13 protein-coding genes are annotated in these 15,947 nt (G+C 66.7%); 7 read left to right on the top strand and 6 right to left on the bottom strand.

Features of this window, described 5'->3' with window-relative positions:
• A partial coding sequence (locus VF139_07510) for a GNAT family N-acetyltransferase (protein ID HEX6851241.1) occupies positions 1-1,012 on the top strand: 1,012 nt, incomplete at its 5' end.
• 33 nt (positions 1,013-1,045) lie between these two features.
• On the opposite strand, the gene VF139_07515 is transcribed toward VF139_07510, so the two are convergent.
• A complete protein-coding gene (locus VF139_07515) occupies positions 1,046-2,257 on the bottom strand; it encodes a choice-of-anchor Q domain-containing protein (protein HEX6851242.1) in 1,212 nt (403 codons plus the stop codon).
• Here VF139_07515 and VF139_07520 point away from each other — a divergent pair.
• Positions 2,244-2,501 carry a hypothetical protein gene (locus VF139_07520; GenBank protein HEX6851243.1) on the top strand — a complete coding sequence of 86 codons (258 nt, stop codon included), beginning with the start codon at positions 2,244-2,246 and terminating at the stop codon, positions 2,499-2,501. The two genes, VF139_07515 and VF139_07520, sit on opposite strands and share 14 nt — an antisense overlap.
• 272 nt (positions 2,502-2,773) lie before the next feature.
• Here VF139_07520 and VF139_07525 read toward each other — a convergent pair whose 3' ends face one another.
• Both VF139_07525 and VF139_07530 read right to left on the bottom strand, forming a co-directional pair.
• Positions 2,774-4,261, bottom strand: a complete 1,488-nt coding sequence (locus VF139_07525; protein HEX6851244.1) for an O-antigen ligase family protein — start codon at positions 4,259-4,261, stop codon at positions 2,774-2,776.
• A 38-nt stretch (positions 4,262-4,299) separates the two neighbouring features.
• Complete coding sequence (locus tag VF139_07530; GenBank protein HEX6851245.1) at positions 4,300-5,460, bottom strand: glycosyltransferase; 1,161 nt, start codon at positions 5,458-5,460, stop codon at positions 4,300-4,302.
• Positions 5,461-5,673: 213 nt separating this feature from the next.
• On the opposite strand from VF139_07530, the gene VF139_07535 reads away from it, so the two are divergent.
• Entirely contained in the window at positions 5,674-6,525 is an 852-nt protein-coding gene (locus tag VF139_07535; GenBank protein ID HEX6851246.1) for a hypothetical protein, read from the top strand.
• On the opposite strand, the gene VF139_07540 is transcribed toward VF139_07535, so the two are convergent.
• Positions 6,439-7,770 carry a hypothetical protein gene (locus VF139_07540; GenBank protein ID HEX6851247.1) on the bottom strand — a complete coding sequence of 444 codons (1,332 nt, stop codon included), beginning with the start codon at positions 7,768-7,770 and terminating at the stop codon, positions 6,439-6,441. The two genes, VF139_07535 and VF139_07540, sit on opposite strands and share 87 nt — an antisense overlap.
• Positions 7,771-8,040: 270 nt before the next feature.
• On the opposite strand from VF139_07540, the gene VF139_07545 reads away from it, so the two are divergent.
• Genes VF139_07545 through VF139_07560 form a run of 4 tightly spaced genes read left to right on the top strand, consistent with a single transcriptional unit; the run spans position 8,041 to position 13,118 of the window.
• Positions 8,041-9,513: a flippase gene (locus tag VF139_07545; protein HEX6851248.1), complete on the top strand. Its 1,473-nt coding sequence runs from the start codon at positions 8,041-8,043 to the stop codon at positions 9,511-9,513.
• Complete coding sequence (locus VF139_07550; GenBank protein ID HEX6851249.1) at positions 9,510-10,889, top strand: glycosyltransferase; 1,380 nt, start codon at positions 9,510-9,512, stop codon at positions 10,887-10,889. The genes VF139_07545 and VF139_07550 overlap by 4 nt, the downstream gene beginning before the upstream one ends.
• 46 nt (positions 10,890-10,935) lie before the next feature.
• The gene (locus tag VF139_07555; protein HEX6851250.1) at positions 10,936-11,958 is read left to right on the top strand and encodes a Gfo/Idh/MocA family oxidoreductase; all 1,023 of its coding nucleotides are present in this window, start codon (positions 10,936-10,938) and stop codon (positions 11,956-11,958) included.
• Complete coding sequence (locus VF139_07560; protein HEX6851251.1) at positions 11,955-13,118, top strand: NAD(P)-dependent oxidoreductase; 1,164 nt, start codon at positions 11,955-11,957, stop codon at positions 13,116-13,118. The genes VF139_07555 and VF139_07560 overlap by 4 nt, the downstream gene beginning before the upstream one ends.
• 24 nt (positions 13,119-13,142) lie before the next feature.
• On the opposite strand, the gene VF139_07565 is transcribed toward VF139_07560, so the two are convergent.
• Complete coding sequence (locus VF139_07565) at positions 13,143-14,267, bottom strand: Gfo/Idh/MocA family oxidoreductase (GenBank protein ID HEX6851252.1); 1,125 nt, start codon at positions 14,265-14,267, stop codon at positions 13,143-13,145.
• A 67-nt stretch (positions 14,268-14,334) separates the two neighbouring features.
• Entirely contained in the window at positions 14,335-15,900 is a 1,566-nt protein-coding gene (locus VF139_07570) for a class I adenylate-forming enzyme family protein (GenBank protein HEX6851253.1), read from the bottom strand.
• Positions 15,901-15,947: the final 47 nt, after the last annotated feature.

Below are 15,947 nucleotides of genomic sequence, written 5' to 3' on the forward strand. Positions count from 1 at the left end.
GTTGGAGGCCCGCCGCCAGGGCGGTGACCCCGTGGCGATCGTGGGATACGCCGACGGCGTGCAGGTGTTCCTGCCCCTGATCCTCAGGCGATTCCCGCTCGACGCGGGATCGTCGCGTGTGATCCTCGACGCGACGTCGCCGTACGGTTACTGCCCGCCGATCGTCTCGGCGGGAGCGGCGTCGTCCCGCGAAGCCGGCGCGCGGGCGATCACCGCGGCGATCGAAGGGTTGAAAAGCTTGGGTGCCTGCTGTGCGTTCATCCGAATGCATCCGCTGTTGCCGACCCCCCCTTGGGCGCTCGAGTCCTGCGGGACGCTCGTCACGCACGGGCCCACGGTCTACATCGACCTCCGGCTCAGCGACGAGGAGATTCGGCGACAGACGCGTCCGAGCGACCGTGCGAACCTCCGTCGGCTGGTGGGTGATGGCTTTGTCGCGAGAGTCGACGAAGGATGGACGCGGTTCGACGACTTCCTGCGAATCTACCGGGAGACCATGGCCCGCGTCGGAGCGAGTCCCGACTACTATTTCGAGGATCGCTACTTCCAGGACCTCAGGGTTGCCCTCGGCACGTCGCTGAGCCTCATCGTGGTCGAGAAGGGCGACGACGCCGCGGCGGCGGGTCTCTTCACCGAAACCTGCGGCATCGTCCAGTTCCACCTGTCGGGGACGGACGAAGCCTTCCGGGAGGATGCCCCGAGTCGCCTCATGCTGGACTTCGCCACGAAGTGGGCGAAAGACCGGGGCAATCGGTGGTTCCACCTCGGCGGCGGATTGGGGGGAAGGACCGACTCCCTCTTCGGTTTCAAGGCGGGATTCTCCAAGCTCCGAGGCAACTTCTCGACCTGGAGAATCGTCACGTCCCCGGAAACCTACGCGGATGCGGTCCGCGCCTGGCGGACCCGTTACGGCGCCGCCGCGGAACCCGGCGACGCCTACTTCCCTGCCTACCGGAGTCCGGCACCGGCCGTCACGGACTCGACGGATTCCCGTCGGCGCGTCGACCGCTGAGGGGGTACGGCGAATTCGCCTCCGATCGCACGATCACTTCACGTCGGTGCGGTTTACGTTGGTGACGGTTCCTGGTGAGGGATCGGAGGTACCCCCTCCCTGCAGCTCGATGGCGCCGATGTCGCAGCGACCGTCCGATCGCGGGTTGCCGAAGTAATCGTTCGCCGGGCACGGGAACGAGGCGTTGTTGACGCCGGCGTTGACCTGCGGCGCGGACACGTTGAGCGGCCTGAAGTCCGATGCGGAGTAATTCATGAACTGCGGCGCGGCGTCCGTGCCGTTCAGGTCCTTCCCGTGACTGCGCCATTCGGCAAGCGTGCGGTATCTCGTGCTGCCGTCGCTGCCGACGGTGCCACCGGACGGCCGATGAATGAGATTGTAGTCGGAATGGCAGCACGGGCTGGGCTCGGCCGCGGCGTTCGAGGTGCTCAGCCCCACGCCATAGGAACCACTGGGCTTCCCGTCGTAGATGATGTTGTTGTAGACGCGAAAGTAGTCGTATTCCGTTCCGTCGTCGGCGACCTCGGGAGCGATTCCGTCGTTGCATCGGGAGTCCGCTCCGGGGTTCGGAGCGAGGACCGCCAATTGCTGTTGCCAACCGAGGCCCTTTCCGACGACGGTATTGTTGCGAATGACGACATCCTCGAAGCAGTAGCTGTCGAAGAGCGACGACTGGAGGATCTCGTCGCTGCAACCCGGGCCCGTATCGATGTCCGCGATGTTGTTCTCGATGACGGCGCCCAGGACGTCGTCCATCTCCCAGCAGCCGTGGTTCGTGGCGTTCGTGCACTTGTTCCGACGGACCGTCACGTTCGTGAAGTTGCGGATTCGAACAGGATTCTGCCAGTGGCCGAAGTCGTTCTCCTCGAAGACGAGATTCGAGTCGGCGGCGCCGGTTCCGTTCCCGCTGATGTTGAAGATGTCCGAGGAGTTCGTCGTGTCGAAGTCGCACCGGGAGTGGGTACCGCACGCCGGAGCGGTTCCCCCGTCGCCCCAAGGGCCGGCGGCGTAGGTTTCGCCCCCGTTGATGCAATGGGGGTAGTGGTGCGCCCAATTGCCCTTGACGGTGACGTTGCTCGCCGTCTGAACGATGAATGCATACTCCTGGGCCCCTGGCTTCACCTCGACGCGGTTGTTCTGGAAAGTGACCCCGGTATTGCTCGTCGCGTGCGTGAAGCGTCGGCTCGCGTTCATGCGCACCTTGAAGCCGTCGACCACCCAGTTGTCGCCCGTGATCAGGAACACCGGCGTCGAGCCCGGATTCGCGGTCAAGTCGATCCGGGCGGCGTGGCGATTGGTGGCGCGGATCGCGCAGACGCCCGCCCCCGTCCCGCAGTTCCGAGACGCCTCGATCTGCGGGGGATTCGTATACACGCCGTCCCCGACCGAACACACATCTCCGTTCGCGGCGATGCGCGCAACGCACTGGGAGAGCGTGCAGGGCGCCGCGGCGGAACACGTGGTGCCGCTCCCGTTGGGAGACGCGTAGTAGGTCGCGGCCATCACGGTGGTCGCGAGCATCGGCGTCGCCAGTAGAAGGAGAAGGCGTCTCATCGTTCAGATCCCCTTTACCACGGTCGCGAAGGGCGAGTCGAACTCCATCGACACGTCTCGTCGGAACGCACGCCAGCCCGGAGCCCGCGAGCGGCCCCCGGAGGGGCCCCGGCCACGATGTCGTCGGCCCGGCACCGGACTCTCGCATCTGACGGTAGTGCAAGTACCGCGCCCGATCGTGGAAGCCACGGCTCCGTCATACTTCCCCTAGGACTTCCCGGAAGCCACGATGCTGATGTAAGAACTACATTTCTGCAACCCGTCCGGTGGACGCCGAGGCCGGGTCCAGGTGGGCTTCCGTCGCCGATCGGGTTGCGTCGGCCCTGCGGTCGACGTCCCCGCGTCCCCCCGCTTTCGCCGTCGCTCGACGGCGAAGCGGGCCAGCGCGCCTCCCAGCACCCAGATGTAGGCCATCACCTCGCGGTTGCGGAAACGCGTCCCCGACGTGTCCAGCAGCGCCAGGCACAGGATCGCGCACATCAGGCCCAACGCGACGTCGCGCACGAGGCCGCCATCGCGTCCCAGCCAGACGCGAAGTGCGGTGAACCCGAGCAGGCCCAGCAACCAAAGGTAGGCCGCGATGCCCACCAGGCCTTCCTCCGCCAGGAACTCGACCCACATGCTGTGGGCCGCCTTGGGCTCGCCATCCGCTGCGTACCGGGCCCACCGGTGTCTGAACGACTGGAAGCCGTGACCGAAAATCGGGGCCTCGGCCACGATCGTCGGCAGGGCCTTCCATTGATCCAGGCGCACCTGCGCCGAATCCTCGAGCAACTGATCGTCGGTACTCTGCCGGCCTTGGAACGTGTGCTGGACGCGCTCGACGACCTTCTCCGGAAGCCACAACGGAGCGGTGAGCGCAACCGCAAGGACAAACGCAACCGCCCGGGCGCCGCGCAGCAGGGCCAGCGCGCTCAGCCCCAGGAGCAACGCCAGCCACGAACCGCGCGAGAGGGTCATCAACAACGCCCCACCCATCGCGGCGACCAGGGCCATGTATCCGAGGCGCACGCGGAACTTCAGGTCCCGGCCGAGCAGGACGGCAACGAAGATCAGGATCATCATCGCCAAAAAGCCGCCGAACAGATTCGATTGCCCCGCGACGAGTCCGACGGCGCGATTCCGTTCGAGCATCAGGCCCCGAAGCAGTGTGTCCCGGGTCAGCCAGAGCGCATGCAAGGAAACGAGCGTGCACGTCAGCGCGATCAGGTTCAGCGCCGTGCGCAAGTGCTTTTCCGTGTGGATGAGGCGGAAGGCGATCGGCGCCAGGAATACGAAGAAGATCTGGTTCTTGACGGAGGCCAACAACTCGGCGGCCTCGCCCACGCCGGACAGGTAGCTGCGCACGCCAGAAACGGCCATGACGATCGCGTAGTAGGCGACGGGCAACGTGAACGGGTTCTCGGGCGCGGGTTGCTCCTGCTGGCGCTGGCTCGTCACCCCGGCCGCGAAGAGCGCGCCGATCACGATCGTCTCCGCGTTCAGACCGGGAAGCGGGAACATGGTCGCGGGGATCAGGTCCAGTACGGGCATCCCCAGCAGGAACACAAAGAGAGTCCGCTCGGGCGCCGTTCGGTAGAACGAGACGAAGATCAAGCCGAACATCGCGAAGATCGCGAACTTGACCGGCGGATAGGGGAGGAGCCACGCGACGGCCATCGCGAGCGCGCAGACCCAGTAGAACCAGCGCGGCATCGTGCCTCTCCTCCCACGCGGTCGCCGGCGGCCCGACGCTACCGATGGGTCTCCCCAGACTCCCCGGAACAAACGGACTCGTACAGCGCCGCAGTGGCCCCGACCATCCGCGGGATGCTGAAACGATCCGCCACGGCCCGGGCGGCGGCGCTACCGAGCTCCTGCCTGCGCGCGGCATCGAGTCCCAATCGGACGATGGCGGAAGCGACGCCAGCCACGTCTTCCTCGCCGACGAGGCACCCGGTCCGGCCGTCCTCCACAAGCTCGCGATTACCGCCCACGTCCGTCGCGACGACGGGCAGGCCGCAGGCCATCGCCTCGAGCACGGCGTTCGAGCAGCCTTCGCGCTCCCGGGAGAAATGTACGTAGACGTCGAGGCAGGGGAGGACCGCCTCGACGTCGCCGACGAAACCCGGCATCTCCACGCGTCCTTCGAGTCCCAGCGTGCGCGCCAGCTCCGCGAGGCCGCCGCGGTCCGGCCCGTCACCCAGCAGGACCACGCGGAGCCCCGGTACCCGGCTCGCCGCGGTCGCGCAGGCCCGAAGCACTTCGGACTGGCCCTTGTGCGGCACCATCGTTCCCGTGTGTCCGACGACGAATGCGTCGGGGGGCCAGCCTCGCTCCGCGCGCCTCCGCTCCCGATCGGCGAGGGGCTTGAACCGAGTCGTGTCGACGCCGTTCGGGATGACGACGATCTTCGACGGCGGCAGGCCGCTCTCCTCGATGAGGAAGCGACGAATCGCGTCCGCATTGGCGACGATGCGAACGCTCACCCTGGCCAACAGCCGCTCGAGCGCATGGTGATGGGACCGTTTCCAGACATTGACGCTCCGCTCGGAGCTGATGACACGCACACCCGGGGCCGCGATCGCGGCGAGTCGGGTGCGCCAGTTCTCGGAGAACAGGAACGAGTGAACCACGTCGGGCCGCCGGGACCGAAGCAACCTCGCGAGCCCGATCAGCTGCCCCGGCCCGAGCCGGAGCGTTCGCCGGAGGGTCAGGACCTCGATGCCCGCCTCCCGGAGTCGCTGGTAGTGGGCGCCGCCGTGTCGGGACAGCGCGCGATCCGGCACCAGCGAGACCACGGCGGTTCTGAAACGACGCGGGTCAAGGTGCCTCGCGAGCTCGGTGATCTGTCGCTCCGCGCCTCCCCCCGAACCGAGGTAACCCGACACGAGCAGGATGCTGAGCGGCTCCATCGTCACGGATTCCCTCGGCGCGGGCGACCGGTCGCCCGGCGACCCGGCCAAGGCGTAACGGGGATACCGGGTGCACGTCCGGACATCGGACGGTAACATAAGCGCACGCAGATACGGATTGCGGTCCAGGGAGGTAACGACGTGCGTGGAAGGGTGGGAGTGGGCCTTCTCTTTACGGCAAGTGCGCTGGTGGGCTGCGGAGGCAAGGAGACCATGGCACCGGGACGGTCGGAGGCGTTGCTCGCGGGGCTTTCCGCGGAAGCCAAGTCGAGTCTGGCCGCCAAGAAGGTCTACTTCGGCCACCAATCCGTGGGGTACGACATCGTCAAGGGCATCGAGGATCTTCTCGACCGCGACCCGACCCTCGGCATTCGAATCATCGAGACCGGGGATCCCGAGGCGCTAGGCGCGGCCTGTTTCGCCCACTCGAAGAGCGGGGTCAACAAGCAGCCGTGGGTCAAGATCGAGGCCTTCGAGAAGGCTCTCGATTCCGGCCTCGGCGGCCGTGCGGACATCGCATTCTTTAAATTCTGCTACGTCGACTTCACTCCGGACACCGACCTGGCGAAGCTCTTCAACGACTACAAGGCGACGATGGCCGGCCTGCGTCAGCGGCATCCGGGAACGAACCTGGCGCATGTGACGGTCCCGCTGACCACGGTGGAGGCAGGGCCGAAGGCATGGGCCAAGCGGATCCTGCGGCGGCCGCTCGCCGGGGTCCGCGAGAACGTGATCCGTAGCCGATTCAACGACATGCTTCGCGCGGAGTATGTCGGGAAAGAGCCGATCTTCGATTTGGCGAGCGTGGAGTCCACCTACCCGGACGGGAGCCGTCGGAGTTTCACCCGGGACGGGACCAGCTACCCGGCGTTGATCGCGGGTTACTCCCATGACGGGCGCCACCTGAACGAAGTGGGGCGCCAATGGGTCGCCGCGCACCTGTTGAAGTTCCTCGCGGAGCTCCCCACGAACGCGGCGTCACCGCCGATCGGTTCGGCGCACGTTCTCGACGTCGGTGGGGGCGGTGCCCCCGCCGCTCCCCGGGGGGCTCGACAGGAAGGGTGAGTAGGTCACGGGCCCCGTGACCTGGTTCGAAGGATCGACGTCGCCCCACCAGTTGTTCTGGGCCTGCATCGCCACCGTGGTGAGGTTGTGAAAATCGAGCGTCGTATCCGACGACGAGCGATTCCCGGTGAGCGTGTTGTTGCCCGAGGAGGAGCGGATCGCGCCGTCGAGCGTCTGGGAGCCACCTCCGGCGTCCACCACCGCGCTCTGCCCGACCGCGATCCCGCCGTAGCCGGGAATGGGGTCTCCCCCCGTGGAGCCGCCGCCGTTGCCCGTGAACGTGTCGTTCTGTACGAGGCATCGCGACGAACCGGAACATTGCAGTCCGCGCAGTGAATTCCCGGAGAACGTGTTGCCGCCCAGCGAGATGTAGTGCGCCGCCCCCGTGATGCGAAGTCCGCGCGTCGTTCCGGTCACGGTGCTGTCCTTCATGTAGAGCGCGATCGGCTCGGTTCCCCCTTCGTCACCGATGTACGGACCTCGCGCTGTGAACAACGATGACGGGGGATCGGCCGCGTTGAACGTGACGCGCTCGAGGAGGAACCGGCCTCGGGCGCTGCTTCCCGACATCCGGATGTGCGAGGACGAATTGGAGATCGTCGTGTCGTAGATCTGCATGTCCCAGTTCGTCCCGCCCAGGGGCTCGTTGCCATAGGCCTGGATGTTCTTGTCGCAGGCATTGAGGAATGTGGAGTTGCGTATGACGACGTTCGAGCCTCCCGGGTTCGAGAGGACCTCGTCGCCCGGCATCACGCCGGTGACGCCGTCCAGCTCGGCGCCGCTCGCCTCCATACGCACGCCTTCCATGAAGTAGCGATACGTGATGTTCTTGAGTTTCGAACCGCTCCCCCGGATCTGAAGCACCCACATCGACGTGGTCCCATCGTTGGTGTCGGGGCACGCGTTCGGCAGGTTGTCCCCGTCGGGGTCGCAGTTCGCACCGCCGCAGAGGTTCGTGATCGCGTCCCACCACGGGGGCGTCATGTCCAGGCTCACCTTGTTCTCGCCGTCGATCACGACGTTGGAGGCTGTGATCACGCGGTAGCCGTAGCGTCCCGGAGTGATGGGGATGATGGTCCCCGGGGCGCAATTGAAGGTGATCGTCGTATTGCCGCCGGCGGCATTGGCGTCGGCGATCGCCCTCTCATAGGCCGCCTCGGTGCAGTCGATCCGCTGGGCAGCGACCGGCGAGGCCACGACCAACGCCAACATCCATCCCGCGAACTCCGCGCCTCGACGTCTCACGGTTGCTCCATCACCCACGGATTACGATTTCGAAGCCTCGGACACCGGATCGAACCCCGACGACCGGCCGAACCATCGCCGGGTTGGACCGGGGCCGCCCGAAGGCCGTCGGCGGCCGGGGCGACAGACGCTTGGCGATGCAAGACAAAGGCCAGCTCACGGACCGACCCCACCGCTCGGTCCTGGCGCACTAAGCATAGGTGATAGGGTAAGTTGTCGCGGGCATCGGCTTACGGTGGAGCCTAATCCTTGTCAGGTCGAATTCGAGAGTTGCTCGGGCACTTTCTCACCTACGGTGTGGGTCAGATTCTCGGGAAACTCGTCGGTTTCCTGCTCCTGCCGCTGTACACCCGTGTCCTGACTCCGCAGGACTACGGTGTCCTTTCGCTGCTTGCCGCCTATTCCGCGGTCCTCTTCGTGCTGATCAGCGTGGGTTTGAGCACGGGCATCTTCAGGTTCTACCTGGATTCCGACGAGCCGACGCACCGCAACGCGGTACTGACCGCGGCCCTCGCGATCATGGGCGCGATGGCCCTGCCCTGCGCGGGACTCGTCCTGGCCCGTAACGTCTCGGCGGAGTTGTTGACCGGGAGCTCGCAATGGGGCGGGCTCGTGGCGTTGGTGACGGTCACGACCTACCTGGAGCTGCTCCTCAAGCTCCCTTACTGCGTCATGCGCGCGCGGCAGGAGTCGTTTCGGTACGCCTTGGCCAATCTCGCGCAGACGCTCCTCGACATCGGCCTCACGTTCGTCTTTGTCGTGTCCTTGAAGATGGGCCCGGCCGGGATCGTCTGGGCGCAGTTCTGGGCGACCCTCGCCATCGCGGCGTTCCTCGCCCGCTCGGTGCTGCGGGACTACCGCGTCGTTTGGCGGGACGCGCTCCTTCGCGGACTGCTGCGGTTCGGAATACCGCTCATCCCCGCCGGACTTTCGACGTTCGCCCTGACGTTGAGTGATCGGTACTTCCTGAAGGCGTACGCTTCGCTCAACGAGTTGGGGCTGTATTCGGTCGGTTATCGCTTCGGGCAGACCATCACCTTCGTGGCCATGGCGTTCCAGCTCGTCTGGTCGCCGTTCATATTCGCAAACCAGAAGCAGGAGGACGCCGGACCTCTCTTTGCCCGAGTGGCCACCTACTACGTCGTCGGTCTCGGCTTGGCGTCGCTGGGCCTTCACGTCTTTGCGCGAGAATTGACGTTGCTCATGACCGGACCGCAGTTCCGCGAAGCACACACCGTGATCGGCATCGTGGCGCTTTCGCAGTACTTCCTTGCGCTGACGAACGTCGCAACCGCGGGCGTGCTGATCCGGCAGCGTACTTCGCTCGTGGCGATCATCGTGACCTTCGCCGCTGCGATCAACGTCGGGCTGAACTTCTACTGTGTGCCCCGGTGGGGGATGATCGGGGCCGCGTGGACGACTCTGATCGCCTACGCGGTGCAACTCGTCGTCACCGTAGTCGTCTCCCAGCGCGTCTTCTCGATTCCCTTTGAGGTCCGGAGGATCCTCGGTTTCGCGGCGCTCGCGGCGATCGTCGCGGCGATCAGCGTCCTTCCGGACACCGGGCGGCCGTGGTTGGACGTCGTGCTCAAGACGACGATGTTCGCGGTATTTCCGGTGGCCGCCGTGGCGGGCGGGTGGTTCGACGACAGGGAACGGCGACAACTCGCCGGATTCGGTCGTACCGCACGCGCGATGCTGAGCGCGTCGACCCGCTCCTTCTGGCGGCGGAGGTCGAAGTGAAGCGCGTGCTCGTCGTCGCCTACCGCTTCCCCCCCCAGACGGGGGCGGGCTCGTTGCGGATCTCCAAGTTCGTCCGCTACCTCCCGGAGTTCGGCTGGACACCCGAGGTGGTCACCGTCCGCAACCCGCTCAACCAGCGGCGTGACGACACGCTGCTCGCGCAGCTACCGCGCGACTTGAAGGTGCACGGCGCCACAGGGTGGTACTGGAGGCGACTCGAGCAGCGCGCGTTGCGATGGGTCCGAGGACCGGCGAGTCCACCCGATCCGGCGGCCCTGGGGCGGTCCGATCCTCCGGATGTCGGTGGACGTTCGGCGGTCCGGCGTGGGCTCGCTCGCGCCTACGGCGCGTTGCGGGACCTCGTCGAGTTCCCCGACGCACACGTCGGATGGGTGCCTGCAGCGGCTTGGTGGAGCGCACGGGCGTGTCGGAGCCGGTCCTTCGACGCCATCTTCTGCTCCACGCCACCGCACTCCGCGCAACTCGCGGCGTATCTCGCCGCCCGGGCATCGGGCGTCCCCCTCGTCGTCGACCTTCGGGATCCGTGGGCCGACCTGTTCCACCTGACGCGTCGGCCCGTGCGACGTTTCGCGGTTCGCACCCTCGAGCGGCTGGTCTTCCGGTTGGCGGGAGCGGTCGTGCTCAACACCGAGGCCATGGCCGAGATGGTGCGTGCCCGCCATACGGGCCTGCCGCCCGACCGGTTCGTGGCGATTCCCAACGGGTTCGATAGTTCGGATTTCCCGGCGCGGGAGTCCGCCCCGCGTAGGGACGACGGCCGGAAGGTGGTGCTCCACGTCGGGGACGTCTATCACGGCCTGGGCGATCCGAGCGAGGTCCTTCGCGGCCTGGAGACGGTGGTCGCACGTCATCCGGCGCTGAGGGATCGGCTGATCCTGCGATTCATCGGCGGGGGGCCGATCCTACGAACCGGGCCGTACGGCCGGCTGTTCCAGGAGTCCCCCCTGCGGGACCGCATCGAGGTCCTCGATCACCAGCCCCACGCCGTCTGCGTGAAGGCGATGCTCGACGCTTCCGTCCTTTTCCTGGTTCAGAACTCGCCGGATACTCCGACGCAGGTGTCGTCGAAGCTCTACGAGTACCTCTACGCGCGTCGCCCGGTGCTCGCCGTCACGACGTCCGCCGCCACCCGCAGGGTGGTGGAAGAAACCGCTTGCGGCGTTGCGATTCCGCCCGGACGGCAGGATGAGGTGACGCGGGTGCTCGAATCGTTTCTGACCGACCCGGCTGCGTCACCTCATCCCAAGGACGATGCCGTGGGAGCCTATGAGCGCCGCGCGCTCACGCGGCGTCTCGCGACGATTCTCGACGCGGTGGCGAGCCGTGAGTTGACCTCGCGGCGGTCGAATTCGTAGACTCACGCGGGGCAAGGCGACGCTCGACGCCCTTCCCCCGGGGTGCATGGTTCCCATCAAGCTCGCCATCGTCGGCTGCGGCGCGATCACCGACCAGGGCCATCTGCCCGCGGCCCTTCGATCGCCGCTCATCGAGGTGACGGCGCTGGTCGACAACGACCTCGCCCGGGCGGAACTGCTCCGGCGCAAGTACGCGTGTTCCGCGGAGGTCTGCGACGACGTCGCTCGTGTCCTCTCGAAGGTGGACGGCGTGCTCGTCGCCACCCCGAATCACGCCCATGGCGACGTCGCGCGCCTGGTGCTCGAGAACGGCCTTCCCGTCTTGATCGAGAAGCCCATGACGACGTCCTACGCCGAGGCGCAGGCGTTGTGCGAGCTCGCCAGAAGGCGATCGACCTTCATTTCCGTCGGGTTCGTGACGCGCCAATACCCGGTGACGCGACTGTTCAAGCGGCTCCTGGACGAACGCTTCTTCGGACGCGTCGGGCGATTCCACGTCGAGTTCGGCACCGCGGGAGGCTGGGCACCGGTGTCGAACTACAACTTGGACAGGAAACTCTCCGGCGGAGGCGTCCTCGTCATCAACGGCACGCACGCGATCGATCGCCTGTTGTATTGGTTCGGGGAGCCGAAGTCGTTCACCTACGCGGACGACAGCTACGGGGGGGTGGAGGCGAACTGCAAAGCGGAACTCGACTACGGTGACGGACTTCGGGGTTCGTTCTTCTTCTCGAAGACGATCGCCCTGAAGAACCGTTTCGTCTTCGAGAGCGATCAGGCGATCGTCGAACTCGGCGCGAACGAAACGCGACAACTCACCGTGACGCGACGTGATCTGCCGGGCGTCCGGCTCCGCATCGACAGCCTCGGGGCGTCGGGGACCGACGACTACTTCCAGGAGCAGCTCAACGAGTTCGCCCGCGTCCTCCGCGACGGAGCTGCGCCTACCGTCGACGGCGAAGCCGGCGCGGCGAGCGTGCGGTGGTGCGAACGCTTCTACTCGGCCCGAACCCAGCTCGAGGAGCCTTGGGCCTGGTACCGGCACCTCAACAAGGAACGCCACCCGTGAGCCGGCGGATCGCCGTACTCGGCGCATCGGGGTTCGTGGGCTCCGCACTCTGCGAGCGGCTCTTCTTCGAGGGATCGGACGAGTTCGTGGCGGTCATCCACGGGAGCGGAAGGGCCGGTCGAATCGCACGGCTCGGGATCGAGCTCCGCGTCGCGGATCTCATGAAGCCCGACAGCATCCGGAAAGCGATTCAAGGCTGCGAGGTCGTCGTGAACTGCGCGATGGGCGACCACGACGCCATGACGCGGGGCTTCCGAAACCTCGTGCGTGCACTCCGGGACGTACGACCTTCGAAGTTCATCCATCTGAGCAGCATCCTGATCTACGGCGAGACCCCCCCCGCGGCCAGTGTCGACGAGGACGCGGAGCCGGACCCCGGACGAAACGAGTACGGCCAAACCAAACTCGCCCAGGACCGCCTGGTCCTCGGGCTCCACCGCGGCGGCGTACCCAGCTACATCCTGTGTCCCGGGAACATCACGGGCCCCTACTCTCCCTTCCTCCGCTCCCTCTGCGAGCGACTGGTCCAGGGTCCGCTCCCGCTCGTCGACGGAGGTCGGTATCCCAGCAACCTCATCCATGTCGACAATCTGGTCGAAGGGATCCTGGCTGCGATCCGATCGGGCCGCGGGGCCGGCGCGCGCTACTTCGTGAACGAGACCCGTCCCGTGCCGTGGCGTGAACTCCTCGAGGACCTTTGCGTCCGGATGGACGTCGCCCCCACCTTCGTCGAGGTGACTCGCGAGGCGGTCTTGGACAGGATCAACGCGCCACAGCGACGGGCCGGGCTCCGGGAGCACCTCAGGGTCGCTGCCTCGGACGAGTTCCGCCGCTCGATGAACCGTCTGCCCGTGGTCGCCGCCGCCAACCGTCTCGCCCTCGGCGTGTTTCGGAGACTCTCCATCGAGAACCAGGAGTCGTTGCGCAGGAGGCTGCGGTGGCCGGTCCAACTGGAAAAGCGCGGCACTTCGGCTCCGCTCGACGAGCGATTCGTCAAGGTGCAGATTCGGCAGCATTTTCACAGCCCGGCCCGGCTCGCGCAGACGCTCGGATGGCGGCCGCCGCTCACGTACGAGGAGGGTCTCGACGTGACGACGGCGTGGATGCGCTTCGCCGGAGTCGCGCCGATGGGTGGTCGGGGCGGTCGGGATCTCGCATGAGCCCGTGCGGTCGGCGTGGCGCCGCTAGAGTCTCCTCTTCGCCCCGCTCAACGGCGGCTGCCGGTCGAGCCGGAAGGCCCGGTCGGCTCCCGACAGCGGGAGCTTCACCTCGCGCCGTTCGATCGCGGAGACGTAGGCGGCTTGCAGGGCTTCGATCGACTCCAGCCCCTGGACGCTGTTGACCGCGATCTCCTTCGCGTCGAGGAGCACCTCGACCGCGTTTTCGATCACCTTGTCGTGATTCGACATCGAGCCCTTGTACGATCCGTAGTCGTTCGCCGGGTTGCCGGGTTCCAGCGTCGGGGACTCGAGGTCCCTGACGTTGCAGAACTCGAGGGTGTTGAGATATTCGCCGCCGACCTTGACGCTCCCCTCGGTTCCGAGGATCGTCATGCTTCCCTCGATGTTCTTCTCGTAGGCGTTGGTGGTGTACTGGAGCGAGCCGAGCGCGCCGCTTCGGAACCGCAACGTGACGAAGCCGGCGTCCTCCGTCTCCACGTAGGGGTGGGTGAGGTTGGCCATGATGGCCGAAACGCTGTGCACCGCCCCGCCGATCCAGATCATCAGGTCGAGGAAGTGGGAGCACTGCGTCATCAGGGCGCCGCCGTCGAGGTGCATGGTTCCTCGCCACGGCGACTCGTCGTAATAGGACTTCCTGCGGTTCCAGATGACGTTGCAGTTGATGAGGGTGATCTGCCCCAGCCGCTTGTGCCAAGCGAGGTCTTTCAGGAAGCGAATGGGCGGATTGTAGCGATTCTGCTTGACCAGGAGGAACCGCTTGCCGCTCCGCCGCTCGGCCTCGACGACCGCCTCGGCGTCCGCGACGGACATCGTCATCGGCTTTTCGCAAAGGACGTGTTTCCCACCGCCCAGCGCGGCGATCGACATCGCCGCGTGGAGTCCGCTGGGCGTGCAAACCGAAACGATGTCGACTTCCGGCCCGAGCGCGTCCTCGAATCGCTCCGTCGCCCGCCCGCCGAAGCGCTCGGCGACGGCGCGCGCCCGGTCGCCCTCGACATCGCACGCGACGGTCAACTCCGCCCTGGGGTTCTTGGCGATCTGCTCGGCGTGACGGGAACCGATCCGCCCGCACCCCACGAGCCCGAACCGCAGCTTGCGGTTCCCTCCACCGTTTCCTGCCTCGTTCATCGATGGGTTCTCCTCGGTCCAGGCGTCATGATCGCACGCGGTCGCCAGCTTTCGGGTGGGGCCGGCCTCATTCCCGCGCGTCGGAGCCCGGAGTCGGGGCGTCGTGGTGAAGCCGGTCCTTCATCACCTTCCCCGAGGGGTTCTTCGGCAGGGTTCCCCGCTTCACGAACTCCCGCGGGACCTTGTAGCCGGCAAGTCGCTCCCTGCAGTGCGCCGCGATGGCGTCGATCGACAGCGTGCAGCCTTCGCGGGGGACCACGTAGGCACGGATCGCCTCCCCGAGCATCGCGTCCGGGATCCCGATCACCGCGGCCTCGAGGACGGACGCGTGCTCCAGGATGGCTTCCTCGATCTCCTTCGGGGAGATACGGTGAGCGCCGCTCTTGATCATCTCGCGTTTTCGACCGACGACCCGGAGGTAGCCCTCCTCGTCGGCGACCCCGAGATCGCCGGTGTGGTAACCGTGTCGGTCGAGCACGGCGGCGGTCTCGGCGGGGTCGTTCCAGTAGCCTTCCATGATGTTCGAGCCTCTCGCGACGATTTCGCCGACCTCCCCGGGCTCGCACGTCGAGCCGTCGTCGCGAAGCACCAGCAATTCGACGTTCGGGATGGCCCTGCCGATGGATCCGACGCGGCTCGGCAGCTCGTCGGGGGGCAGGTAGGACAGCCGGGCGCCCGCCTCGGTGGCTCCGTACATGATGAAGACGCGCGTTCGAGGGAGGGCTTCCATGACGCGACGGATGATCGCCGGGGCCATGGCCCCGCCTGCCTGAGTCACGTAGCGCAACGCAGGCAGGTCTCGCTTCGCGACGTTGGTCTTGTCGAGCAGGATCGCGAACGTGGACGGTACCCCCGCGAAGCCGGTGCACGCCTCCCGCTGGAGCGTGTCGACGGCCACCTGGGGGAAGAGGAAGCGGTTCTCGATCACGACACTTCCGCCCGCCGCCACGTGCGTGTTCAGGAGGGACTTTCCGTAGACGTAGTAGAAGGGTAGGACGGCGAGAACGCGGTCGGCGGATGTCAGCTCCAGGTACTGCACGATGCTCCGCGTGTTGGCGACGAGGTTCAGGTGGGAGAGCACGGCCCCCTTGGGCCTCCCGGTGCTTCCGGACGTGTAAATGATCGATGCCCGATCCAGGTCGATGCGGCGCAGGGACGGGGCGGGTCCGCCGAACGCGCGTGCGTCGGAAATGCGGACGAGACGGACCGGCCCGGCAGGCGCACTCTCGACGTCGCCGTCGGGCAGAACGGCGAACTCCATGGCCCCGAGCCCGTTCAGCCCCGGGAGGATCAGGGGAGCGTGACGGCGACCGGCGATCACGGCCCTCGCTCCGCAGTCGGCGAGCAGGCCCTGAATCGTGCGCGGGTCGGCCTGCGTGTTGAGCGGAACGGCCACCGCCCCCGCCTTGAGGACCGCGTAATAACCCTCGACGTAATCGAGTCCGTTGTCGTCGAGCAGGCCGACGCGGTCCCCCCGCCGGATCCCCTGGGACGCGAGCGCTCCGGCCACGCGGTCGGACGCCCGGTCGAGATCCCCGTAGGAGGTCCTCTCTTCGCCGTGAATCAGCGCGACGGATCCGGGGACCCGCTGCGCGGATTCGCGCAGGAAATCGTCGAGCAGGTGGACCGCCAAGAATCACCCCTCGCAACGGAGCGGACGGACCCGAATGTATATCTCCG

The sequence above is a fragment of the Candidatus Polarisedimenticolaceae bacterium genome (genome assembly GCA_036376135.1).
Lineage (GTDB): Bacteria > Acidobacteriota > Polarisedimenticolia > Polarisedimenticolales > DASRJG01 > DASVAW01.